Raw genomic sequence first — 23,101 nt, 5'->3', positions numbered from 1 at the left:
TGATGGCCGAGTCACAACCCTTATCCGCCGCCCCTGAGGGGGCGGAATACCTGAGAGCGGTGTTACGCGCGCCGGTCTATGAAGCCGTGCAGGTCACGCCCCTGCAGAAAATGGAAAAACTCTCTTCGCGCCTCGACAACGTCATACTGGTCAAGCGCGAAGACCGTCAGCCGGTGCACAGCTTTAAGCTGCGCGGCGCCTACGCGATGATGGCCGGGCTGACCGACGAGCAGAAAGCGCGCGGCGTGATTACCGCGTCTGCGGGCAACCACGCCCAGGGCGTGGCGTTCTCGTCTGCTCGTCTGGGGCTGAAGGCGCTGATCGTGATGCCGGTCGCTACCGCAGATATCAAAGTCGACGCGGTGCGCGGTTTCGGCGGCGAAGTGCTGCTCCACGGGGCTAACTTTGACGAAGCCAAAGCCAAAGCGATCGAGCTGGCGCAGCAGCAGGGTTTCACCTGGGTGCCGCCGTTCGATCATCCGATGGTGATTGCCGGGCAGGGCACGCTGGCGCTGGAACTGCTGCAGCAGGATGCCCATCTCGACCGCGTCTTCGTCCCGGTAGGCGGCGGTGGCCTGGCCGCAGGCGTGGCGGTGCTGATCAAACAGCTGATGCCGCAGATCAAAGTCATTGCCGTTGAAGCGGAAGACTCTGCCTGCCTGAAAGCGGCGCTGGATGCGGGTCATCCGGTAGATCTGCCGCGCGTCGGGCTGTTTGCCGAGGGCGTGGCGGTGAAGCGCATTGGGGACGAAACCTTCCGCCTGTGCCAGGAGTATCTCGACGATATCGTCACGGTTGATAGCGATGCTATCTGCGCGGCGATGAAAGATCTGTTCGAGGATGTGCGCGCGGTGGCGGAACCGTCAGGCGCGCTGGCGCTGGCGGGGATGAAAAAATACATCGCGCAGCACAACATTCGCGGCGAGAGGCTGGCGCACGTGCTGTCTGGAGCGAACGTGAACTTCCACGGTCTGCGCTACGTTTCCGAGCGCTGCGAGCTGGGGGAACAGCGGGAAGCGCTGCTGGCGGTGACGATTCCTGAAGAGAAGGGCAGCTTCCTGAAGTTCTGCCAGCTGCTGGGTGGCCGTTCGGTGACGGAGTTCAACTACCGTTTTGCCGATGCCAAAGACGCCTGCATTTTTGTCGGCGTGCGTCTGAGCCGCGGCGTGGAGGAGCGCAAAGAGATCCTCAGCCTGCTGCATGAGGGCGGCTACAGCGTGGTCGATCTCTCTGACGACGAGATGGCGAAGCTGCACGTGCGCTACATGGTCGGCGGGCGTCCATCGAAGCCGCTCAGGGAACGTCTGTTCAGCTTCGAGTTCCCGGAATCGCCGGGCGCGCTGCTCAAGTTCCTGCACACGCTGGGCACGCACTGGAACATCTCTCTGTTCCACTACCGCAGCCACGGCACCGACTATGGCCGTGTGCTGGCGGCGTTCGAACTGGGCGAGCACGAGCCGGATTTCGAAACGCGGCTGAACGAGCTGGGCTATGAGTGTCACGACGAAACCCATAACCCGGCCTTCCGCTTCTTCCTGGCGGGCTAAGGGCTAAGCTGCGGGTAGGCCGGGTAAGCGCAGCGCCACCCGGCTTTAGTGGTTCGGCAATATCTGCCAGAACGCATCAATAAGCGGCTCATGCAGCCGCTTTTTTTGTGCGCATACGCCAAGCTCAAACGGCGTCTTCTCGTCGCTGCGCTCCAGAATCATCACGCGATTGCGCACCGGTTCGGGGCTGTTTTCCAGCACCACTTCCGGCAGCAGCGCCACGCCGCAGCCCAGCGCCACCATCGACACCATCGCCTCATGGCCGCTGACCGTGGCGTAAATCGACGGATTACTGATTTTCTGACGACGGAACCACAGCTCGATACGGCGGCGCACCGGCCCCTGATCGGCCATGATAAACGGCACCGTCGACCAGTCCGGTTTTTCCACCGACACCTGGTTACGCACCGGGCAGGGCAGCGCCGGCGCGATCAGCACCACCGCCAGATTCTCCAGCATTGAGAATGCCACCGCGCCCGGCAGGGTTTCAGGTTTCCCGGCAATGGCGAGATCCGCTTCGCCCGTCACCACTTTTTCCATTGCGTCGGAGGCGTCGCCGGTGGTGAGCTTAATTTCAACCGACGGATGCGCCGCGCGGAAGCGGTCAAGAATGGGCGGCAGATGGCTGTAGGCGGCGGTCACGGAGCAGAAAATATGCAGCTCGCCGGAAAGCGACGGCCCCTGCTGGTCAATTGAGTGTCGCAGCTGCTGGTACTGTAGCAGCGTCTGCTGGGCAAAAATGCGCAGCTCTTCACCCGCTTCCGTGAGGGTGACGGTGCGGTTATCGCGCACGAACAGCGGCTGGCCGAGGTCCTCCTCAAGGCGCTGGATCTGGCGTGAAAGCGTGGAGGGGCTAACGTGCATCGCCCGGGCGCTGCGGCCAAAATGGCGGCTTTCCGCCAGGTGCAGGAACATTTTCAGATCGCGTAAATCCACCGATTCCACTCCCTCTTTTTACATTGCAAAAATTGCAATATGACGTTGTGAATATATCAATTTCCGCAATAAATTTCCTGTTGTAATGTGGGTACATTCTCGCTGAAACGCGAACCGAACAATAAGACACACAACATCACGAGGTATCACCCATGGCTAACTACTTTAATACACTGAACTTGCGCCAGCAGCTGGCGCAGCTGGGCAAATGCCGCTTCATGGCGCGCGATGAATTTGCCGATGGCGCGAGCTACCTTCAGGGTAAAAAAGTGGTCATCGTCGGCTGTGGCGCACAGGGTCTGAACCAGGGCCTGAACATGCGTGACTCCGGTCTGGATATCTCCTACGCCCTGCGCAAAGAAGCAATTGCCGAGAAGCGTGCTTCCTGGCGCAAAGCGACCGAAAACGGCTTCAAAGTGGGCACCTACGAAGAGCTGATCCCGCAGGCGGATCTGGTGGTTAACCTGACCCCGGACAAACAGCACTCTGACGTTGTGCGTTCCGTACAGCCGCTGATGAAAGACGGCGCCGCGCTGGGTTACTCCCACGGCTTCAACATCGTTGAAGTGGGCGAGCAGATCCGTAAAGACATCACCGTGGTGATGGTGGCGCCGAAATGTCCGGGTACGGAAGTACGCGAAGAATACAAACGTGGCTTCGGCGTGCCGACCCTGATCGCGGTTCACCCGGAAAACGATCCGAAAGGCGAAGGCATGGCGATTGCCAAAGCGTGGGCAGCGGCGACCGGCGGCCACCGTGCGGGCGTTCTGGAATCGTCCTTCGTTGCCGAAGTGAAATCTGACCTGATGGGCGAGCAGACCATTCTGTGCGGCATGCTGCAGGCCGGTTCTCTGCTGTGCTTTGACAAGCTGGTGGAAGAAGGTACCGACCCGGCCTACGCGGAAAAACTGATCCAGTTCGGCTGGGAAACCATCACCGAAGCGCTGAAGCAGGGCGGTATTACGCTGATGATGGACCGTCTGTCCAACCCGGCAAAACTGCGTGCTTACGCGCTGTCTGAACAGCTGAAAACCATCATGGCACCGCTTTTCCAGAAACACATGGACGACATCATCTCCGGCGAATTCTCTTCCGGCATGATGGCGGACTGGGCGAACGACGATAAAAACCTGCTGACCTGGCGTGAAGAGACCGGTAAAACCGCGTTCGAAACCGCGCCACAGTACGAAGGTAAAATCGGCGAGCAGGAGTACTTCGATAAAGGCGTATTGATGATCGCGATGGTGAAAGCAGGCGTTGAGCTGGCGTTCGAAACCATGGTGGATTCCGGCATCATCGAAGAGTCCGCGTACTACGAATCTCTGCACGAGCTGCCGCTGATCGCGAACACCATCGCCCGTAAGCGTCTGTACGAAATGAACGTGGTTATTTCTGATACCGCAGAATACGGTAACTACCTGTTCTCTTACGCCTGCGTACCGCTGCTGAAAGAGTTTATGACCACTCTGCAGACGGGCGATCTGGGTAAAGCGATTGCGGAAGGTGTCGTGGATAACGCGCAGCTGCGTGATGTGAACGAAGCGATTCGCAGCCACCAGATCGAGAAAGTGGGTCACAAACTGCGTGGCTACATGACCGATATGAAGCGTATCGCGGTAGCGGGTTAACACCTGGTGCGGGCTGATGCCCTCACCCCGCCCCTCTCCCACTGGGAGAGGGGGCAAACATTCAAGGCCTTCTCTAAGAGAAGGCCTTGCTGTTTATTTCCGATACAGTACTTTAATAATGTGGTAGCCGAACTGCGTGTGCAGCGGGCCGGTTGGCTCCAGCACCGGGCAGGAGAACACCACTTTATCGAACGCCGGAACCATCTGGCCCTGGCGGAATTCACCCAGATCGCCGCCGCGTTTGCCTGACGGGCAGATGGAGTGCTTCTTCGCCAGCTTGCCGAAGTCGGCACCGTTTTTAATCTGCTCCAGAAGATCTAAAGCCAGTTTCTCTTCTTTAACGAGGATGTGCACTGCTGCTGCTGTTTTTGCCATGATCGTGCCTTGAATAGGTTGAAATAAATCGGGGCGCAATATACCACGCGTCAGCGGCGATAAAGCACCTTAATGATATGGTAGCCAAATTTGGTTTTTACCGGGCCGTAGGGCTTCAGGAGAGGGCAGCTAAAGACCGCCCGATCGAACGGGCCGACCATCGCACCTTGTTGAAACTCGCCGAGATCCCCGCCATTGCGCCCGGACGGGCATTTAGAGTAACGCTTCGCCAGATGATCAAAGCTGATGCCGCGCTCCAGCTTGACCAGGATCTCCTGAGCCAGTTTCTCTTCTTTTACCAGAATATGCAGGGCTGCTGCGGTCTTTTTCATGGTTCTGCTCTACGGGTTAAACGCGATTTCTCCACTTTATCATTAGCCGGTAAATCTGCGCCCGGCTTTCTGCTACAATCCACACCCCGTTCGAAGATTGAGCAACACTCCCATGCGTTTAAACCCTGGACAACAACAAGCGGTCGAATTCGTTACTGGACCATGCCTGGTGCTGGCAGGGGCCGGTTCGGGTAAAACCCGCGTGATCACCAACAAAATCGCCCATTTGATCCACAACTGCGGATATCAGGCGCGACACATTGCGGCGGTCACCTTTACCAATAAAGCGGCGCGCGAGATGAAAGAGCGCGTCGGTCAGACGCTGGGTCGTAAAGAGGCGCGCGGCCTGATGATCTCCACCTTCCACACGCTGGGGCTGGATATCATCAAACGCGAGTATGCGGCGCTGGGAATGAAGTCCAACTTCTCGCTTTTTGACGATACCGATCAGGTGGCGCTGCTCAAAGAGCTCACCGAGGGGCTGATCGAAGATGATAAAGTGCTGTTGCAGCAGCTGATCTCGACGATCTCGAACTGGAAAAACGATCTGATGACGCCGGCCCAGGCCGCGGCGATCGCCAAAGGCGAACGGGATCGGATTTTCGCCCACTGCTACGGTCTGTACGATGCGCATATGAAAGCGTGTAACGTGCTGGACTTTGACGATCTGATCCTGCTGCCCACGCTGCTACTGCAGCGCAATGAAGAGGTGCGCGAGCGCTGGCAGAATAAAATCCGCTACCTGCTGGTGGATGAATATCAGGACACCAACACCAGCCAGTACGAGCTGGTGAAGCTGCTGGTGGGGCAGCGCGCGCGTTTCACCGTGGTAGGCGATGACGACCAGTCAATTTACTCCTGGCGCGGTGCACGCCCACAAAACCTGGTGCTGCTGAGCAAAGATTTCCCCGCCCTGCAGGTGATTAAGCTGGAGCAGAACTACCGCTCCTCCGGGCGTATCCTGAAGGCGGCAAACATCCTGATTGCCAATAACCCGCACGTGTTTGAGAAGCGTCTCTTCTCCGAACTGGGCTACGGCACGGAGCTGAAAGTGCTCAGTGCCAACAATGAGGACCATGAAGCGGAGCGTGTGACGGGCGAACTCATCGCTCACCACTTCGTCAACAAAACCGAATATAAGGATTACGCGATCCTCTATCGCGGCAATCACCAGTCGCGCGTCTTTGAAAAGATGCTGATGCAGAACCGCATTCCGTACAAAATCTCGGGCGGCACGTCGTTCTTCTCGCGGCCAGAAATCAAAGATCTGCTGGCCTATCTTCGCGTGCTCACAAACCCGGATGATGACAGCGCGTTTCTGCGCATCGTGAATACGCCTAAACGCGAGATTGGCCCGGCGACGCTGCAAAAGCTCGGCGAGTGGGCGATGACCCGCAACAAAAGTATGTTTACCGCCAGCTTCGACATGGGGCTGAGCCAGACGTTAACCGGACGCGGGTATGACTCGTTAACCCGCTTCACCCACTGGCTCGGCGAAGTGCAGCGTCTCGCGGAGCGCGAGCCGGTGGCGGCAGTGCGCGATCTCATTCACGGCATCGACTATGAGTCCTGGCTGTATGAAACCTCAGCCAGCCCGAAGGCGGCTGAGATGCGCATGAAAAACGTTAACCAGCTCTTCAGCTGGATGACCGAAATGCTTGAGGGCTCTGAAATCGACGAGCCGATGACCCTGACGCAGGTGGTCACTCGCTTTACCCTGCGCGACATGATGGAGCGCGGCGAGAGCGAAGAAGAGGCCGATCAGGTTCAGCTGATGACGCTGCACGCGTCAAAAGGGCTGGAGTTCCCGTATGTGTATCTGGTCGGCATGGAAGAGGGATTGTTGCCGCACCAGAGCAGCATTGATGAAGACAACGTCGACGAGGAGCGCCGTCTGGCCTACGTGGGGATCACCCGCGCGCAGAAAGAGCTGACGTTTACGCTGTGTAAAGAGCGCCGCCAGTATGGTGAACTGGTACGCCCGGAGCCGAGTCGTTTCCTGCTGGAACTGCCGCAGGATGACGTGATCTGGGAACAGGAGCGCAAAGTGATTACCGCAGAAGAGCGGATGCACAAGGGTCAGGCTAACGTGGCGAACATCCGCGCTATGCTGGCAAAAGCCAAAGAAAAAGGATGAGTTCGAAGGGGTTGTAGGCCGGGTAAGGCGAAGCCGCCACCCGGCAATGTTCAGCGTATTACTTTACCTCAAGCACCCAGTGCACGTAGCTCTGCCACTGGCACTCCTGCTCGATCATCTCTGCCCCTAATGGGTGACGATCAATCCAGTTCTCCGGCAGCGTCAGCGAAAGCTTCTCGTCATCGGCCACCAGATTAATGGCCGGCAGCAAATCATCGCGGCGGCGGCTGGCAAACAGGATCGCCAGACGCAGCAGGCGGCACAGATGCTCGGCCACGCGCGGCGGTACGGCGTTTTGCTGATGCAAAGAGGAGAGATCGACGGCGTTGGTCTGGTTCAGCAGCAGCGTGGCCAGCAATTTTTTCTGCGCAGGCGTATAGCCCGGTAAATCCAGGTTTCGCACCAGATACGCTGCATGAGCCGGTGCCTGCTTAAAATCAATGCTCAGCCCCACTTCATGTAGCGCACAGGCGCTCAGCAGTAAATCCCGGCTCAGATAGTCAAGATCCCAGACGTTAGCAACCTGATCGGCGAAGCGTGACGCCAGCTGCGATACGCGTCCTGCCTGATCGATATCAACCAGAAAACGACGCTGAACGTTGCGCAGGGTACGGCTGCGGATATCCTGATCGACCGACAGATGTAACATCCCGTAGACCAGACCTTCGCGCAGCGCGCCGCCGGCCAGGGTCATACACTGGATGTTCAGCTCGGTGAAAATGGCGATAAGAATAGCCAGTCCGCTCGGGAAGACCAGCGCGCGTTCCAGCGTCAGGCCTTCAATTTCCAGCTCTTCCAGGCGTCCGCACTGAATGGCGCGCTGTTTCAGCTGCTGAAGTTTGGCAAGCGTAATCCGCTCGTCCATTCCCTGCGCCATCATGATTTCCTGCAGAGCCTGCACGGTACCCGAGGCACCCACGCAGACTTTCCAGCCGTGATAGCGCAGCTCGTCCATCACCGGGCGTAATACCTCGCGCGCGGCGTTTTCTGCCTCGTCGAAGTTCTCTTTCCCCAGGTTCCGATCGGTAAAGTAGCGCTCAAGCCAGGTCACGCAGCCCATCGACAGGCTGAACAGCGACGTTGCCTGCGCGCCGGTGCCGGTCACAAGCTCGGTACTGGCACCGCCGATATCCACCACCAGACGGCGATCGTCACCTCCCGTGGTGTGTGCAACGCCCTGGTAAATCAGGCGGGCCTCTTCTTCACCGCTGATAACCTGTACCGGACAACCCAGAATTTCCTGCGCTCTGGCAATGAAATCCACGGCGTTGACCGCCAGGCGGAGTGTCGCAGTGGCGACCACGGTGATTTGGGCGTGCGGGATATCCTGCAGACGTTCGGCAAAGAGCCGCAGACACTGCCAGCCACGTTCCATGGCTTCAGGGGAGAGGTGATTATCGCTGCTCAGGCCCGCCGCGAGGCGGACCTTGCGCTTGATGCGCGTCAGCGTTTGTATGCTTCCCGCCACCTCGCGCACAACCAGCATATGAAAACTATTCGAACCGAGATCAATTGCCGCATAAAGCGAGGTGGAGCTGAGCATATTTTCTTAACCTGAACGACGACGATTACGCGGCGCGCCACCTGAACGACGCGGACCATTGCCGGAGCGTGGGCGGGTTAGACGCTTAGGCGGCGGCAGTTCGCTTAACAACGCTTCCGGATTGTATTTGCTCTGCGGGATAGAGTGACCGATATACGTCTCAATGGCCGGGAGATTCAGCGCATACTCTTCACACGCCAGGCTAATCGAGTGACCGCTTGCGCCCGCACGACCGGTACGACCGATGCGGTGTACGTAGTCTTCGCAGTCGTCTGGCAGATCGTAGTTAAAGACGTGCGTCACGGCCGGAATGTGCAGACCACGAGCAGCAACGTCGGTTGCGACCAGAATATCGAGATCGCCACGGGTAAACTCTTCAAGAATACGCAGGCGTTTTTTCTGCGCCACGTCGCCGGTCAGCAGACCAACACGGTGACCGTCTGCAGCCAGATGGCCCCAGATGTCTTCACAACGGTGTTTGGTGTTCGCGAAGATAATGGCGCGATCTGGCCACTCTTCTTCAATCAGCGTTTGCAGCAGACGCATTTTCTCTTCATTGGAAGGGTAGAAGAGCTCTTCTTTAATGCGGTGACCCGTTTTCTGCTCAGGTTCCACTTCTACATATTCGGCGTTGTTCATCTGTTCGAACGCCAGCTCGCGTACGCGATAAGAAAGGGTAGCGGAGAACAGCATGTTCAGACGCTGATTGGCCGGCGGCATGCGGCGGAACAGCCAGCGAATGTCTTTAATGAAGCCCAGATCGTACATGCGGTCAGCTTCATCGAGCACCACAACCTGGATTGCGCCGAGGTTAATGTGATTCTGTTTGGCGTAATCGATAAGACGGCCGGTGGTACCGATCAGGATATCCACACCGCTTTCCAGCACTTTCAGCTGTTTATCGTAGCCGTCGCCGCCATAGGCCAGGCCAAGCTTCAGTCCGGTAGACTGCGCCAGGGGTTCAGCGTCTGCGTGGATCTGTACCGCCAGTTCTCGCGTCGGTGCCATAATTAGCGCGCGCGGCTGGTTAACTTTGCGGTCTGCAATCGCTGGGTGAGAAAGTAAATAATGAAACGTTGACGTTAAAAACGCCATCGTTTTGCCGGTACCGGTTTGCGCCTGCCCGGCAACATCGCGACCGGCCAGCGTCAGCGGCAGCGCGAGGGCCTGAATGGGCGTGCAGTTATGAAACCCTTTATTTTCAAGGGCTTCAATCACCTTCGGGTGCAGCGCGAAGTCGGAAAACTTCTGTTCTGTTAAATGTGTTTTGCTCATAGTGTGGTAGAATATCAGCTTACTATTGCTTTACGAAAGCGTATCCGGTGAAATAAAGTCAACCTTTAGTTGGTTAATGCGACATCAACACGTCGTTGGTGGAGACAAAACCAACGTACCAGGCTTATTCCTGTGGAGTTATATATGAGCGATAAAATTATTCACCTGACTGACGACAGTTTTGACACGGACGTACTTAAGGCTGACGGACTGATCCTCGTCGATTTCTGGGCTGAATGGTGTGGTCCTTGCAAAATGATCGCCCCGATTCTGGATGAGATCGCTGACGAATATCAGGGCAAACTGACCGTTGCCAAGCTGAACATCGACCAGAACCCGGGCACCGCACCAAAATACGGTATCCGTGGCATCCCAACCCTTCTGCTGTTCAAAAACGGCGAAGTGGCAGCGACCAAAGTGGGCGCGCTGTCCAAAGGTCAACTGAAAGAGTTCCTGGACGCTAACCTGGCGTAAGGTTTCTCCGCTGTGCGTTCAGGGCTCCCGGCTAAATGATGTGGAACTCTGGACGCCCGGCTGAAGTCGTGCTAAGTTAGCTATGACTTCGTTTTAAACATATCTTGTTGTTTGAATCTTGTTTTACCCGATACTTCCCGTTGTTAACATGAACAGTGCGTGAAGTGGCTAAATTCCGGGCTTGTCACTCAATCCGTCTTGTCGTTTCAGTTCTGCGTTCTTTCCCTGTGACCAGACAGCGAACAGACATGAGTTGATGGCCGCTAAACAGGCATGGATGACCCTGCCATACCATTCACAACATTAAGTTCGAGAATCACCCCGAGTTTAAGAACCCACACCATTATGAATCTTACCGAATTAAAGAATACGCCGGTTTCTGAGCTGATCACTCTCGGCGAAAATATGGGACTGGAAAACCAGGCCCGTATGCGCAAGCAGGACATCATTTTCGCCATCCTGAAGCAGCACGCTAAGAGTGGCGAAGATATCTTTGGCGACGGTGTGCTGGAGATATTGCAAGACGGATTTGGTTTCCTCCGCTCTGCAGACAGCTCCTACCTCGCCGGCCCTGACGACATCTACGTATCCCCCAGCCAAATCCGCCGTTTCAACCTCCGCACTGGTGACACCATTTCAGGTAAGATTCGTCCTCCTAAAGAGGGTGAACGCTACTTTGCGCTGTTGAAAGTCAATGAAGTTAACTTCGACAAACCGGAAAACTCGCGTAATAAGATCCTCTTCGAGAACTTAACGCCGCTGCACGCGAACTCTCGCCTGCGCATGGAGCGTGGTAACGGTTCAACTGAAGACTTAACCGCGCGTGTTCTGGATCTGGCATCACCAATTGGTCGCGGCCAGCGTGGTCTGATTGTGGCACCGCCAAAAGCGGGTAAAACCATGCTGCTGCAGAACATCGCGCAGAGCATCGCTTATAACCACCCAGACTGCGTGCTGATGGTGCTGCTGATCGACGAACGTCCGGAAGAAGTGACCGAGATGCAGCGTCTGGTTAAAGGTGAAGTGGTTGCTTCTACCTTCGACGAACCGGCATCTCGCCACGTTCAGGTTGCGGAAATGGTTATCGAGAAGGCGAAACGCCTGGTTGAGCACAAGAAAGACGTGATCATCCTGCTTGACTCCATCACCCGTCTGGCGCGTGCCTACAACACCGTCGTTCCGGCGTCAGGTAAAGTACTGACCGGTGGTGTGGATGCTAACGCCCTGCATCGCCCGAAACGCTTCTTCGGTGCCGCACGTAACGTGGAAGAGGGCGGTAGCCTGACCATCATCGCCACGGCGCTGATCGATACCGGTTCTAAAATGGACGAAGTAATTTACGAAGAATTTAAAGGTACAGGTAACATGGAACTGCACCTTTCTCGTAAAATCGCTGAGAAACGCGTCTTCCCGGCTATCGACTACAACCGTTCCGGTACCCGTAAAGAAGAGCTGCTCACCACGCAGGAAGAGCTGCAGAAAATGTGGATCCTGCGCAAAATCATCCATCCAATGGGTGAAATTGACGCGATGGAGTTCCTCATTAACAAACTGGCGATGACCAAAACCAACGACGATTTCTTCGACATGATGAAACGCTCGTAACGCAAATAAAGCCAGCGAACGCCACGTTTTTACGTGGCGTTTTTCTTTTATGGACTATACGCTAGTACCATCTACTCCCAATTTTGACCGGTCGGTGCGACAATAGGGTCGTTTGTGCAGCTAAAGAAATAATTGATTGAAAAATATACAAAGGGAGTAGCCAGAAGCCATCTTTATTACTTCTGAGGTTGTGGCTTCATGGTTATACTTCCGGGACTAACATTTGTTGAGAGCAATCCATTGTGAATCTATTCACCGCCGTTACTGAACTGATCAGTATTTTTTTATTCACAACCTGTTTTTTGTTCATTGCGCGCAAGGTGGCAAAACGAATAGGGTTGGTGGATAAGCCAAATTTTCGTAAACGCCATCAGGGACTTATTCCTTTAGTCGGCGGGATTTCTGTTTACGCAGGGATTTGCTTCACGTTTGGTATTGCCGATTATTATATCCCGCATGCCGCCCTCTACATTGCCTGCGCCGGTGTCCTGGTGTTAGTCGGGGCCCTTGATGACCGGTTCGATATTGCGGTGAAAATACGCGCTACCGTTCAGGCGGCCATTGGCGTGGTGATGATGGTAGTGGGCGGACTGTATCTGCGAAGCCTCGGCTATGTATTTGGCCCCTGGGAGTTAGTCCTGGGTCCATTTGGCTTCTTCCTGACACTCTTTGCCGTCTGGGCGGCAATCAATGCTTTCAACATGGTGGATGGCATTGACGGCCTGCTCGGTGGGTTGTCGTCCGTCTCGTTCGCCGCAATCGGCATTATTTTATGGTTTGATGGTCAGTACAGTCTGGCAATGTGGTGTTTTGCCATGATTGCCGCCATTCTGCCTTATATCCTCCTAAACCTCGGTGTGCTGGGCCGTCGCTATAAAGTCTTTATGGGAGACGCGGGTAGTACGCTGATTGGTTTTACGGTTATCTGGATCCTGCTTGAAACCACACAGGGTCAAACCCATCCGATAAGTCCCGTAACCGCGCTGTGGATTATTGCCATTCCATTAATGGATATGGTGGCGATTATGTATCGCCGCCTGCGCAAAGGGATGAGTCCTTTCTCTCCTGACCGCCAACATATTCATCATCTCATCATGCGTGCGGGTTTTACTTCTCGTCAGGCGTTTGTGCTGATTACTCTGGCCGCCGCTATTTTGGCCGCGATTGGTGTAGCTGCAGAATATTCTCATATTATTCCTGAGTGGGTTATGTTGGCATTATTCTTGCTGGCGTTTTTCCTGTACGGCTACTGCATTAAACGCGCATGGAAAGTGGCGCGATTTATTAAACGTCTTAAACGCAGGATGCGTCGTAACAGTGGCAAAAATACAACATTAACTAAGTAAAACCGGGACTATGATGACTCAACCGTTGGCGGGAGCGAAATCAGTGGTAACTGAGAATGAACTGGATATTCGGGGTTTGTTTCGCGTGTTATGGGCAGGCAAACTTTGGATTGCGGGGATCGCGCTGGGGTTTGCACTGTTAGCGCTGGCCTATACGTTCTTTGCAAAACAAGAGTGGAGCGCCACGGCAATCACAGACAAGCCAACGGTTAACATGCTCGGGGGATACTATTCCCAGCAGCAATTCCTGCGTAACCTGGACATCAAAGCCAGTCTTGCAACGCCAGACCAGGCTTCCGTTATGGATGAAGCCTATAAAGAGTTTGTGATGCAGCTGGCTTCGTGGGATACCCGACGCGATTTCTGGTCCCAGACGGATTACTACAAGCAGCGTCGGGTTGATAATACAAAAGCCGACGCCGCCCTGCTGGACGATCTGATTAACAATATTCAGTTTATGCCGGGCGACGCGCTGCGTAACGTGAATGACAGCGTCAAGCTGATTGCAGAAACCGCGCCGGATGCCAACAACCTGTTGCGTCAGTACGTCGCCTTTGCCAGCCAGCGTGCCGCAAGCCATCTTAACGAAGAGCTTAAAGGTGCCTGGGCGGCTCGTACCATCCAGATGAAAGCCCAGGTGAAACGTCAGGAAGAGGTGGCGAATACCATTTTCGGTCGCCGCGTGCATAACATTGAGCAGGCGCTGAAAATTGCGGAACAGCGCAATATTTCCCGTACTGAGACTGACGTGCCGGCCGATGAGCTGCCTGATTCAGAGATGTTCCTCCTTGGTCGCCCTATGTTGCAGGCGCGTCTGGAAAACCTCCAGGCCGTCGGTCCTGATTTTGACCTCGATTACGATCAAAATCGCGCGATGCTCAATACGCTTAATGTTGGTCCATCTCTGGACCCGCGTTTTCAGACCTATCGTTATTTGCGAACGCCTGAAGAACCTGTAAAACGCGATAGTCCGCGTCGTGCATTCCTGATGATTATGTGGGGGATTGTAGGCGCACTGACGGGCGCTGGCGTGGCGTTAACGCGTCGTCGCAAAAACTAAGAACGCCGTCTACGATGAAGGCTGCGGCCTTCATCGCCTAATCGAAGAGAATCGATGTGAAAGTACTAACCGTATTTGGCACCAGGCCGGAGGCCATTAAGATGGCACCTCTGGTTCATGCGCTGGCCTGCGATCCTGATATTGAAGCGAAAGTGTGCGTCACTGCCCAACACCGTGAGATGCTCGATCAGGTTTTAACGCTCTTCTCCATCGTCCCGGATTACGACCTTAATATTATGAAACCGGGGCAAGGATTAACGGAGATAACCTGTCGCATTCTGCAAGAGCTTAAGCCGATCCTGGAGTCATTCAAGCCTGACGTGGTGCTGGTTCACGGTGACACCACCACAACCGTGGCGACAAGCCTGGCCGCGTTTTACCAGCGAATTCCCGTGGGGCATGTTGAGGCGGGTCTGCGTACCGGCAATCTTTATTCGCCGTGGCCGGAGGAGGCCAACCGCACGTTAACGGGTCATCTGGCGATGTACCACTTTGCGCCAACGGAAAACTCCCGTCAGAACCTGCTGCGTGAAAATATCGCCGATAACAAAATCTTTGTGACCGGCAATACGGTCATTGACGCGTTAATTTGGGTACGTGACCGCGTCCTGGCAAATAGCGAGCTTCAGAAAGAGCTCGCTGCCCGCTATCCGTTCCTTCACAACGGTAAAAAAACCATTCTGGTTACTGGCCACCGTCGCGAAAGCTTTGGCCGGGGTTTCGAGCAAATCTGTCACGCGCTGGCTGAAATCGCCGCGCAGAACGATGATGTGCAAATTGTCTATCCAGTACACCTTAACCCTAACGTCAGCGAGCCGGTTAACCGGATCCTGGGCCATGTCGACAATGTCCTTCTGATTGAACCTCAGGACTACATGCCGTTTGTCTGGCTGATGAACCACGCCTGGCTGATCCTCACCGATTCCGGCGGAATTCAGGAAGAAGCGCCATCCCTCGGCAAACCGGTGCTGGTGATGCGTGAAACGACCGAACGTCCGGAAGCCGTCAAAGCCGGTACGGTGCGGCTGGTCGGCACCAACGCGCAGCTCATCGTCGAAGAGGTCACGCGCCTGCTGCATGACGATGAAGCGTATCAGGCGATGAGCCGGGCCCATAATCCGTACGGAGACGGGCAGGCTTGTGGCCGTATTTTGCAAGCACTTAAACACAATCGGGTATCGCTATGAGTTTTACTACCATCTCGGTCATTGGTCTTGGCTACATTGGCTTGCCTACTGCGGCCGCGTTTGCCTCTCGTCAGAAACAGGTTGTCGGTGTGGATATCAACGCACGGGCGGTAGAAACCATTAACCGTGGCGAGATTCATATTGTGGAGCCCGATCTTGACCGTGTGGTGAAAGAGGCGGTGGAGGGAGGCTTCCTGCGTGCCAGCACGACGCCAGTTGAAGCGGATGCCTACCTGATTGCCGTCCCCACTCCATTTAAAGGCGACCACGAGCCCGACATGGCGTTCGTCGAGGCGGCGGCAAAATCCATCGCGCCTGTGCTGAAGAAAGGGGCGCTGGTGATCCTGGAATCGACCTCTCCGGTCGGCGCTACCGAGCAGATGGCACAGTGGCTGGCCGACGCGCGCCCTGATTTAAGCTTCCCGCAGCAGGCGGGTGAGCAGGCGGATATCAACATCGCCTACTGTCCGGAGCGCGTGCTGCCAGGCCAGGTCATGGTCGAACTGATTAAAAACGACCGCGTCATTGGCGGTATGACGCCCGTCTGTTCCGAACGTGCCAGCGCGCTGTACAAGATTTTCCTGGAAGGTGAGTGCGTGGTGACCAACTCCCGCACTGCCGAGATGTGCAAGCTGACGGAAAACAGCTTCCGCGACGTCAATATCGCCTTTGCGAACGAACTGTCGCTGATCTGTGCCGATCAGGGGATTAACGTCTGGGAGCTGATTAGTCTGGCGAATCGCCATCCGCGCGTGAACATTCTCCAGCCAGGTCCGGGCGTGGGCGGACACTGTATCGCCGTCGACCCGTGGTTTATCGTGGCGCAAAATCCGGCGCAGGCGCGTCTGATTCGCACCGCGCGTGAAGTGAACGACAGCAAGCCTCACTGGGTGCTCAATCAGGTTAAAGCGACGGTAGCGGATTGTCTGGCAGAGAGCGGCAAGCGCGCCAGCGAGCTGAAAATTGCCTGCTTTGGTCTGGCATTCAAACCCAATATTGACGATCTGCGTGAAAGCCCGGCGATGGAAATTGCCGAGATGATTGCCGAATGGCACAAGGGTGAAACGCTGGTGGTTGAGCCGAATATCCATGAATTACCGGCAAAACTGGCGGGGCACTGCACGCTGACGGCGCTGGACGACGCGCTGGCGACGGCGGACGTGCTGGTGCTGCTGGTAGATCATAAAGAGTTTAAAGCGACGTCCGGCGATGCCGTTCGTCAGCAGTATATTGTGGATACCAAAGGTGTCTGGCGTTGAACAGCCTGAATGGGGTGCTCGAGTCCCTGCAGTGGGAGAGTGCCTTTTTCGGCCTGCCGTCGGCCATCGTGCGTCTGCGCGATGACGCGCCGGTGCTGGCTGAACCGGATTTTATCGCCTGGCAACGGGTGCAGGCTAAGATCCCGACGGAGCGTGCCGATCTGCTTGATGCGCTGCAGCAACACGGCTTTCAGCTGGTTGAAGGTGAGGTAGACCTTTCCATTACCCTTACCTGGCACGATGCGTCCGGCGCGGAAATTGCAACAGAGCAGGACATCCCCGCGCTGCGTCAGATGGCGGCCCAGGCATTTGCTCAGAGCCGCTTTCGTGCGCCCTGGTATGCACCTGACGATAGCGGACGTTTCTATGCCCAGTGGATAGAAAATGCGGTCAAAGGCACCTTTGACCACGTCTGCCTGGTTTTTCGTGCAGGGGACGGTCAAATCCAGGGGTTCGTCTCGCTGCGTAAGCTCAACGAGCGCGAGGCGCGTATCGGCTTATTAGCCGGGCGCGGCATGGGTGAGAAACTCATGCAGGCGGCGCTGCACTGGGCGCAGCAGCAACAGCTTGTGACGCTGCGGGTCGCGACCCAACTGGGCAACACCGCCGCGCTTAAACGTTACATTGCGAGTGGTGCCAACATCGACGCCACCGCCTACTGGTTATACAGGTGACAAGATGATTCCATTTAACGCACCACCCGTTGTCGGAACTGAACTCGACTATATGCAGTCTGCCATGGGCAGCGGCAAACTCTGTGGTGACGGCGGTTTTACCCGTCGCTGTCAGCAGTGGATGGAACAGCGTTTTCGCAGCGCCAAAGTGCTGCTGACCCCGTCCTGTACGGCATCGCTGGAAATGGCGGCACTGCTGCTGGATATCCAGCCCGGTGATGAAGTGATTATGCCGAGCTATACCTTCGTTTCCACCGCAAACGCCTTTGTCCTGCGCGGAGCGAAAATCGTCTTTGTGGATATCCGCCCGGACACCATGAACATTGATGAGACGCTGATTGAAGCGGCGATCACTGACAAAACACGCGCGATCGTGCCGGTTCACTACGCGGGCGTGGCCTGTGAAATGGACACCATCATGGCCATCGCCAAAAAACATAATCTGTTCGTGGTGGAAGATGCCGCGCAGGGCGTGATGTCCACCTACAAGGGACGCGCGCTGGGCACGATCGGCCACATTGGCTGCTTTAGCTTCCACGAAACCAAAAACTACACGGCGGGTGGAGAAGGTGGCGCGACGCTGATTAACGACCGGGCTCTCGTGGAGCGTGCGGAAGTGATCCGCGAAAAAGGCACCAACCGCAGCCAGTTCTTCCGGGGACAGGTAGATAAATACACCTGGCGCGATATCGGCTCCAGCTATCTGATGGCGGATCTGCAGGCGGCGTACCTGTGGGCGCAGCTGGAAGCGGCGGAACGTATCAACCTTCAGCGTCTTTCCCTGTGGCAAACGTATTACGATGCGCTTGAGCCTCTGGCCAAAGCCGGGCGTATTGAGCTGCCGACCATCCCGTCAGATTGCGTCCACAACGCGCATATGTTCTACATCAAGCTGCGCGATAACGACGACCGCAGCGAGCTCATCGCCTGGCTGAAAGAGGCCGAAATTATGGCGGTGTTCCACTACATCCCGCTGCACTCCAGCCCGGCCGGCGAAGCGTTTGGCACGTTCGCGGGTGAAGATCGTTACACCACCAAAGAAAGTGAGCGTTTGCTTCGCCTGCCACTGTTCTACAACCTCGCGCCTGTTAACCAGCGTACGGTAATTAATACCCTTCTGAGTTATTTCGGCTGATATGTCTCTGGCAAAAGCATCGGTGTGGACCGCCGCGTCCACGCTTGTAAAAATTGGCGCCGGGCTGCTGGTCGTCAAGCTGTTGGCCGTCTCATTTGGCCCCTCTGGTGTGGGGCTGGCGGGTAATTTCCGCCAGCTTGTCACCGTCCTTGGCGTGCTGGCCGGTGCCGGTATCTTCAACGGCGTCACCAAATACGTTGCGCAGTATCACGATGATGCGGCTCAGCTGCGCAGAGTGGTGGGTACCTCTTCGGCGATGGTCACGGGTTTTTCGACCCTGATGGCGATTGTCTTTCTGCTGGCGGCGGCGCCCATCAGTCAGGGATTGTTCGGTCATACCCATTATCAGGGGCTGGTGCGTCTGGTCGCGTTGGTTCAGATGGGTATTGCCTGGGCTAACCTGCTGCTGGCGCTGATGAAAGGTTTTCGTGATGCCGCCGGGAACGCGCTTGCCTTAATCCTGGGCAGCGTCATCGGCGTGATTGCCTATTACTTTTGCTATCGCCTGGGCGGCTATGAAGGCGCACTGCTGGGGCTGGCGCTGGTCCCGGCACTGGTTGTTGTGCCTGCGGCATTTATGCTGATGCGTCGGGGCGTCATCCCTCTGAGCTACCTGAAACCGCAATGGGACACGATGCTTGCCAGCCAGCTGGGTAAATTTACCCTGATGGCGCTCATCACCTCCGTCACGCTGCCGGTGGCCTACGTGATGATGCGAAACCTGCTGGCGGCACATTATAGCTGGGATGAGGTGGGGATCTGGCAGGGCGTAAGCAGTATTTCCGACGCCTATCTCCAGTTTATTACGGCTTCCTTTAGCGTTTACCTGCTGCCAACCTTATCGCGTCTGACGTCCAGACAGGATATTACCCGTGAGATTTTCCGATCGCTGCGCTTTGTGCTGCCAGCCGTCGCGGCGGCCAGCTTTACCGTCTGGCTACTGCGCGATGTCGCCATCTGGCTGCTGTTCTCGGCGAAGTTCACCGCCATGCGCGATCTCTTTGCCTGGCAGCTGGTGGGTGATGTGCTGAAAGTGGGTGCTTACGTTTTTGGCTATCTGGTGATTGCAAAAGCGTCCCTGCGGATGTATATCCTGGCGGAAATTAGCCAGTTTGCGTTACTGACAGCATTTTCACACTGGCTGATACCCGCGCACGGTGCGCTGGGGGCGGCTCAGGCCTACATGACAACTTATATCGTTTATTTCGCCGCCTGTTGCGGCGTATTTTTATTGTGGCGTAAACGCGCATGACTGCACTGATTCACATCCTGGGATCGGATATCCCACACCATAACCAGACCGTTTTGCGGTTCTTCAACGACGAGCTGGCATCGGGTAATCCTGATGCGCGTGAGTTTATGGTTGCAGGTCAGGATAAGGGCCTGAGCGAGGCGTTTCCGGCGCTGACGATTCGCTTCTGGCCGGATAAGGCCGCGCTGGCGAAGGCGGTCGTTGCCAGAGCCAAGGCGGATCGTAAGCAACGTTTCTTTTTCCACGGGCAGTTCAATACCGGCCTGTGGCTGGCGCTGCTCAGCGGGGGGATTAAACCCTCCCAGTTCAGCTGGCATATCTGGGGAGCCGATCTCTACGAAGTCTCCCGCGGCTGGAAATTCCGTCTTTTCTATCCGCTGCGCCGCATGGCGCAGGGGCGCGTAGGCTGCGTGTTTGCCACCCGAGGCGATCTCAACTATTTTGCTAAACAGCACCCGAACGTGCGCGGAGAACTACTCTATTTCCCAACCCGCATGGATCCGGCGCTGAACGCCATGGCGAATGACGCGGTGCGTGAAGGCAAGCTAACGATCCTGGTGGGAAATTCCGGTGATCGCAGTAACGAACACGTCTCGGCGCTCAGGGCGGTGCATCAGCAGTTTGGCGACACGGTGAACGTGGTGGTGCCGATGGGCTATCCCGCCAACAACGACGCCTATATTGCTGAGGTTCGCCAGCAGGGACTTGCGCTGTTTAGCGCAGAAAATTTGCACATTCTCAGCAATAAGCTGGAATTTGATGAGTATCTTGCGCTGCTGAGAAAATGCGATCTTGGCTATTTCATCTTCGCCCGACAGCAGGGAATCGGCACGCTGTGTCTGCTGATTCAGGCGGGTGTACCGTGCGTGCTCAACCGCGACAACCCGTTCTGGCAGGACATGGCCGAGCAGCATATTCCGGTGCTGTTTACCTCAGACACGCTGAATGTCGAGGTGGTACGGGAAGCCCAACGCCAGCTCACGCTGGTGGATAAAAATAGCATCGATTTTTTCAGCCCGAATTACCTCACGCCGTGGCACCGCGCGCTGCGTATCGCTTCAGGAGACAAAGCATGAGTCAGTTGCAATTCAGCGGCTTACTGGTTGTCTGGCTTCTGAGCGCCCTGTTTATCGCCACGCTTACCTGGTTTGAATTCCGCCGGGTGCGGTTCAACTTTAACGTATTCTTCTCGTTACTGTTTCTGCTGACCTTCTTTTTCGGCTTCCCGCTGACCAGCATTCTGGTCTTCCGTTTTGACGTGAGCGTCGCACCGCCGGAAATCCTGCTCCAGGCCCTTCTGGCGGCGACCTGCTTCTATGCCGTCTACTACGTCACCTATAAAACGCGTCTACGTTCAGCGCAGGCTGCAGTCCCGCGTCGGCCGCTTTTTACCATGAATCGGGTGGAAACCCACCTGACGTGGGTGATGCTGATGACCATCGCCCTGGTCAGCGTCGGTATCTTCTTCATGCATAACGGCTTTCTGCTGTTTAAGCTCCACTCCTACAGCCAGATTTTTTCGGCCGAAGTCTCGGGCGTGGCGCTTAAGCGTTTCTTCTACTTCTTCATCCCTGCGATGCTGGTGGTCTTTTTCCTGCGCCAGGACAGCAAAGCGTGGCTGTTCTTTCTGGTCAGCACCGTCGCGTTTGGCATTCTGACCTACATGATTGTGGGCGGCACGCGCGCGAACATCATCATCGCCTTCGCCATATTCCTGTTTATCGGCATCATCCGCGGCTGGATCTCGCTGTGGATGCTGGTTGCGGCAGGCGTGTTTGGCATTGTCGGGATGTTCTGGCTGGCGCTGAAGCGCTACGGGATGAACGTGGCGGGCGATGAGGCGTTTTACACGTTCCTCTACCTGACGCGTGATACCTTCTCGCCGTGGGAAAACCTGGCATTGCTGCTGCAAAACTACGACAAGATTGATTTCCAGGGGCTGGCGCCGATTGTTCGCGACTTCTACGTCTTTATCCCTTCCTGGCTATGGCCGGACCGGCCCGGCGTGGTGCTTAACACGGCGAATTACTTTACCTGGGAAGTGCTGAACAACCATTCCGGTCTGGCAATCTCGCCAACGCTGATTGGTTCCCTGGTGGTGATGGGGGGGGCGTGGTTCATTCTGCCCGGGGCGGTTGCCGTGGGGCTGATTATCAAGTGGTTCGACTGGCTTTACCTGCGCGGCAACGAAGAGACCAACCGCTATAAAGCCGCCATTTTGCACAGTTTCTGCTTTGGTGCCATTTTCAATATGATCGTTCTGGCGCGCGAAGGGCTGGACTCGTTCGTTTCGCGCGTGGTGTTCTTCATGGTTGTTTTCGGCCTCTGCCTGTTGCTGGCCAAACTGTTGTACTGGCTGTTTGACAGCGCAGGGCTCGTGCACAAGCGCGAGCGGCAGGGCAGCACAACGCTGTCGCAAGTCTGAGTAAGGATAGTAATGACTGATAAAATTTCTGCACCGCGCTACGCGCTACGTGGCCTGCAGCTTATTGGCTGGCGCGACATGCAGCACGCGCTGGACTTTCTGTTCGCCGACGGCCAGATGAAATCCGGTACGCTGGTGGCCATCAACGCGGAAAAAATGCTGGCGGTTGAGGATAATGCGGAAGTCAAAAGCCTGATTGAAGCGGCTGAATTTAAATACGCGGACGGGATCAGCGTGGTCCGCTCTATCCGTAAAAAGTATCCTGACGCTAATGTATCCCGTGTGGCGGGGGCCGATCTCTGGGAGCAGCTTATGGCCCGGGCTGGTGCGCAGGGTACGCCCGTGTTCCTGATTGGCGGAAAGCCGGAGATACTGGCCCAGACGGAGGGGAAACTGCGTCGTCAATGGAATGTTAATATTGTCGGCAGCCAGGATGGTTACTTCAAACCGGAAGATCGGCAGGCTCTGTTTGAGCGCGTTCGTGACAGCGGGGCGAAAATTGTCACCGTGGCGATGGGCTCCCCGCGCCAGGAGATCCTGATGCGCGACTGCCGTCTGGTCTGTCCGGATGCCCTCTACATGGGCGTCGGCGGCACGTACGACGTCTTTACCGGCCACGTTAAGCGTGCGCCAAAGGTCTGGCAAAATCTGGGGCTGGAGTGGCTGTACCGCCTGCTATCGCAACCGACGCGCATTAAACGACAGATCCGTCTGCTTCGCTACCTCGCCTGGCATTACACCGGGAAAATGTAATCAAAATGTAGCGCGATATGCTATTCGCGCTGCAACTCGCCTGCAAAACTGCTGATAATCTGTGCAATGCATTCATTTTTTTAATGCATCGTTTGCCATTTGGCAGATTTTAGGAAACCATTCGCTCCGTATTTTAGTACCCCTAAAAAACAATACCC

Annotated in this window: 20 protein-coding genes; 15 read left to right on the top strand and 5 right to left on the bottom strand. The window is 56.0% G+C overall.

The window, feature by feature from the left end; genetic code table 11:
- Positions 1–2 precede the first annotated feature (2 nt).
- Positions 3–1,547, top strand: coding sequence for a threonine ammonia-lyase, biosynthetic (gene ilvA, locus UR289_RS21190; protein WP_023315026.1), 1,545 nt, complete (start codon positions 3–5; stop codon positions 1,545–1,547).
- A gap of 45 nt (positions 1,548–1,592) precedes the next feature.
- Here the strand turns inward: ilvA and ilvY are convergent, their stop codons facing one another.
- Entirely contained in the window at positions 1,593–2,483 is an 891-nt protein-coding gene (gene ilvY, locus UR289_RS21185) for an HTH-type transcriptional activator IlvY (protein ID WP_032641403.1), read from the bottom strand.
- Positions 2,484–2,635: 152 nt separating this feature from the next.
- On the opposite strand from ilvY, the gene ilvC reads away from it, so the two are divergent.
- Positions 2,636–4,111, top strand: a complete 1,476-nt coding sequence (gene ilvC, locus UR289_RS21180; protein WP_320711531.1) for a ketol-acid reductoisomerase — start codon at positions 2,636–2,638, stop codon at positions 4,109–4,111.
- 93 nt (positions 4,112–4,204) lie between these two features.
- Here ilvC and ppiC (UR289_RS21175) read toward each other — a convergent pair whose 3' ends face one another.
- Both ppiC (UR289_RS21175) and ppiC (UR289_RS21170) read right to left on the bottom strand, forming a co-directional pair.
- On the bottom strand, positions 4,205–4,486 hold the full coding sequence (ppiC, locus tag UR289_RS21175; protein WP_023309650.1) for a peptidylprolyl isomerase PpiC: 282 nt from the start codon (positions 4,484–4,486) through the stop codon (positions 4,205–4,207).
- Between the two features lie 50 nt (positions 4,487–4,536).
- Complete coding sequence (gene ppiC / locus UR289_RS21170) at positions 4,537–4,818, bottom strand: peptidylprolyl isomerase PpiC (protein ID WP_048979297.1); 282 nt, start codon at positions 4,816–4,818, stop codon at positions 4,537–4,539.
- Positions 4,819–4,930: 112 nt separating this feature from the next.
- On the opposite strand from ppiC (UR289_RS21170), the gene rep reads away from it, so the two are divergent.
- Positions 4,931–6,955, top strand: a complete 2,025-nt coding sequence (gene rep / locus UR289_RS21165; protein ID WP_032646096.1) for a DNA helicase Rep — start codon at positions 4,931–4,933, stop codon at positions 6,953–6,955.
- A 58-nt stretch (positions 6,956–7,013) separates the two neighbouring features.
- Here rep and gppA read toward each other — a convergent pair whose 3' ends face one another.
- Together gppA and rhlB are read right to left on the bottom strand one after the other, a co-directional pair.
- Positions 7,014–8,498 carry a guanosine-5'-triphosphate,3'-diphosphate diphosphatase gene (gene gppA, locus UR289_RS21160; RefSeq protein ID WP_320711529.1) on the bottom strand — a complete coding sequence of 495 codons (1,485 nt, stop codon included), beginning with the start codon at positions 8,496–8,498 and terminating at the stop codon, positions 7,014–7,016.
- A gap of 6 nt (positions 8,499–8,504) precedes the next feature.
- The gene (gene rhlB, locus UR289_RS21155; RefSeq protein WP_023309646.1) at positions 8,505–9,773 is read right to left on the bottom strand and encodes an ATP-dependent RNA helicase RhlB; all 1,269 of its coding nucleotides are present in this window, start codon (positions 9,771–9,773) and stop codon (positions 8,505–8,507) included.
- A gap of 144 nt (positions 9,774–9,917) precedes the next feature.
- Between rhlB and trxA the strand changes: the two genes are divergently transcribed.
- The 12 genes from trxA (at position 9,918) to wecG (ending at position 22,943) form a co-directional block, all read left to right on the top strand.
- Positions 9,918–10,247: a thioredoxin TrxA gene (trxA, locus tag UR289_RS21150; protein WP_006179218.1), complete on the top strand. Its 330-nt coding sequence runs from the start codon at positions 9,918–9,920 to the stop codon at positions 10,245–10,247.
- Positions 10,248–10,592: 345 nt separating this feature from the next.
- A complete protein-coding gene (gene rho, locus UR289_RS21145; RefSeq protein WP_008501566.1) occupies positions 10,593–11,852 on the top strand; it encodes a transcription termination factor Rho in 1,260 nt (419 codons plus the stop codon).
- A 242-nt stretch (positions 11,853–12,094) separates the two neighbouring features.
- Positions 12,095–13,198: a UDP-N-acetylglucosamine--undecaprenyl-phosphate N-acetylglucosaminephosphotransferase gene (wecA, locus tag UR289_RS21140; protein WP_023309645.1), complete on the top strand. Its 1,104-nt coding sequence runs from the start codon at positions 12,095–12,097 to the stop codon at positions 13,196–13,198.
- 13 nt (positions 13,199–13,211) lie between these two features.
- The gene (wzzE, locus tag UR289_RS21135; RefSeq protein WP_033146914.1) at positions 13,212–14,258 is read left to right on the top strand and encodes an ECA polysaccharide chain length modulation protein; all 1,047 of its coding nucleotides are present in this window, start codon (positions 13,212–13,214) and stop codon (positions 14,256–14,258) included.
- Positions 14,259–14,314: 56 nt separating this feature from the next.
- Positions 14,315–15,445 carry a non-hydrolyzing UDP-N-acetylglucosamine 2-epimerase gene (gene wecB / locus UR289_RS21130; RefSeq protein ID WP_065419804.1) on the top strand — a complete coding sequence of 377 codons (1,131 nt, stop codon included), beginning with the start codon at positions 14,315–14,317 and terminating at the stop codon, positions 15,443–15,445.
- Positions 15,442–16,704 carry a UDP-N-acetyl-D-mannosamine dehydrogenase gene (gene wecC, locus UR289_RS21125; RefSeq protein WP_033146912.1) on the top strand — a complete coding sequence of 421 codons (1,263 nt, stop codon included), beginning with the start codon at positions 15,442–15,444 and terminating at the stop codon, positions 16,702–16,704. Before wecB ends, wecC begins: the two co-directional genes overlap by 4 nt.
- Positions 16,701–17,378 carry a dTDP-4-amino-4,6-dideoxy-D-galactose acyltransferase gene (gene rffC / locus UR289_RS21120; RefSeq protein WP_320711527.1) on the top strand — a complete coding sequence of 226 codons (678 nt, stop codon included), beginning with the start codon at positions 16,701–16,703 and terminating at the stop codon, positions 17,376–17,378. The genes wecC and rffC overlap by 4 nt, the downstream gene beginning before the upstream one ends.
- A gap of 4 nt (positions 17,379–17,382) precedes the next feature.
- Entirely contained in the window at positions 17,383–18,513 is a 1,131-nt protein-coding gene (rffA, locus tag UR289_RS21115; RefSeq protein ID WP_210867621.1) for a dTDP-4-amino-4,6-dideoxygalactose transaminase, read from the top strand.
- A gap of 1 nt (position 18,514) precedes the next feature.
- Entirely contained in the window at positions 18,515–19,765 is a 1,251-nt protein-coding gene (gene wzxE / locus UR289_RS21110) for a lipid III flippase WzxE (RefSeq protein ID WP_320711525.1), read from the top strand.
- The gene (locus tag UR289_RS21105) at positions 19,762–20,841 is read left to right on the top strand and encodes a TDP-N-acetylfucosamine:lipid II N-acetylfucosaminyltransferase (RefSeq protein WP_320711523.1); all 1,080 of its coding nucleotides are present in this window, start codon (positions 19,762–19,764) and stop codon (positions 20,839–20,841) included. Before wzxE ends, UR289_RS21105 begins: the two co-directional genes overlap by 4 nt.
- Positions 20,838–22,190, top strand: a complete 1,353-nt coding sequence (gene wzyE / locus UR289_RS21100; RefSeq protein ID WP_033146908.1) for an ECA oligosaccharide polymerase — start codon at positions 20,838–20,840, stop codon at positions 22,188–22,190. The genes UR289_RS21105 and wzyE overlap by 4 nt, the downstream gene beginning before the upstream one ends.
- Before the next feature lie 12 nt (positions 22,191–22,202).
- Positions 22,203–22,943 carry a lipopolysaccharide N-acetylmannosaminouronosyltransferase gene (wecG, locus tag UR289_RS21095; protein WP_320711522.1) on the top strand — a complete coding sequence of 247 codons (741 nt, stop codon included), beginning with the start codon at positions 22,203–22,205 and terminating at the stop codon, positions 22,941–22,943.
- The last annotated feature ends 158 nt before the right edge of the window (positions 22,944–23,101 follow it).

It is taken from the genome of Enterobacter sp. 302C9 (assembly GCF_034106085.1).
Classification (GTDB): Bacteria; Pseudomonadota; Gammaproteobacteria; order Enterobacterales; family Enterobacteriaceae; genus Enterobacter; species Enterobacter asburiae_B.
Note: the sequence above shows the minus strand (reverse complement) of the source record. Positions and strands in the feature narration are given on the sequence as shown.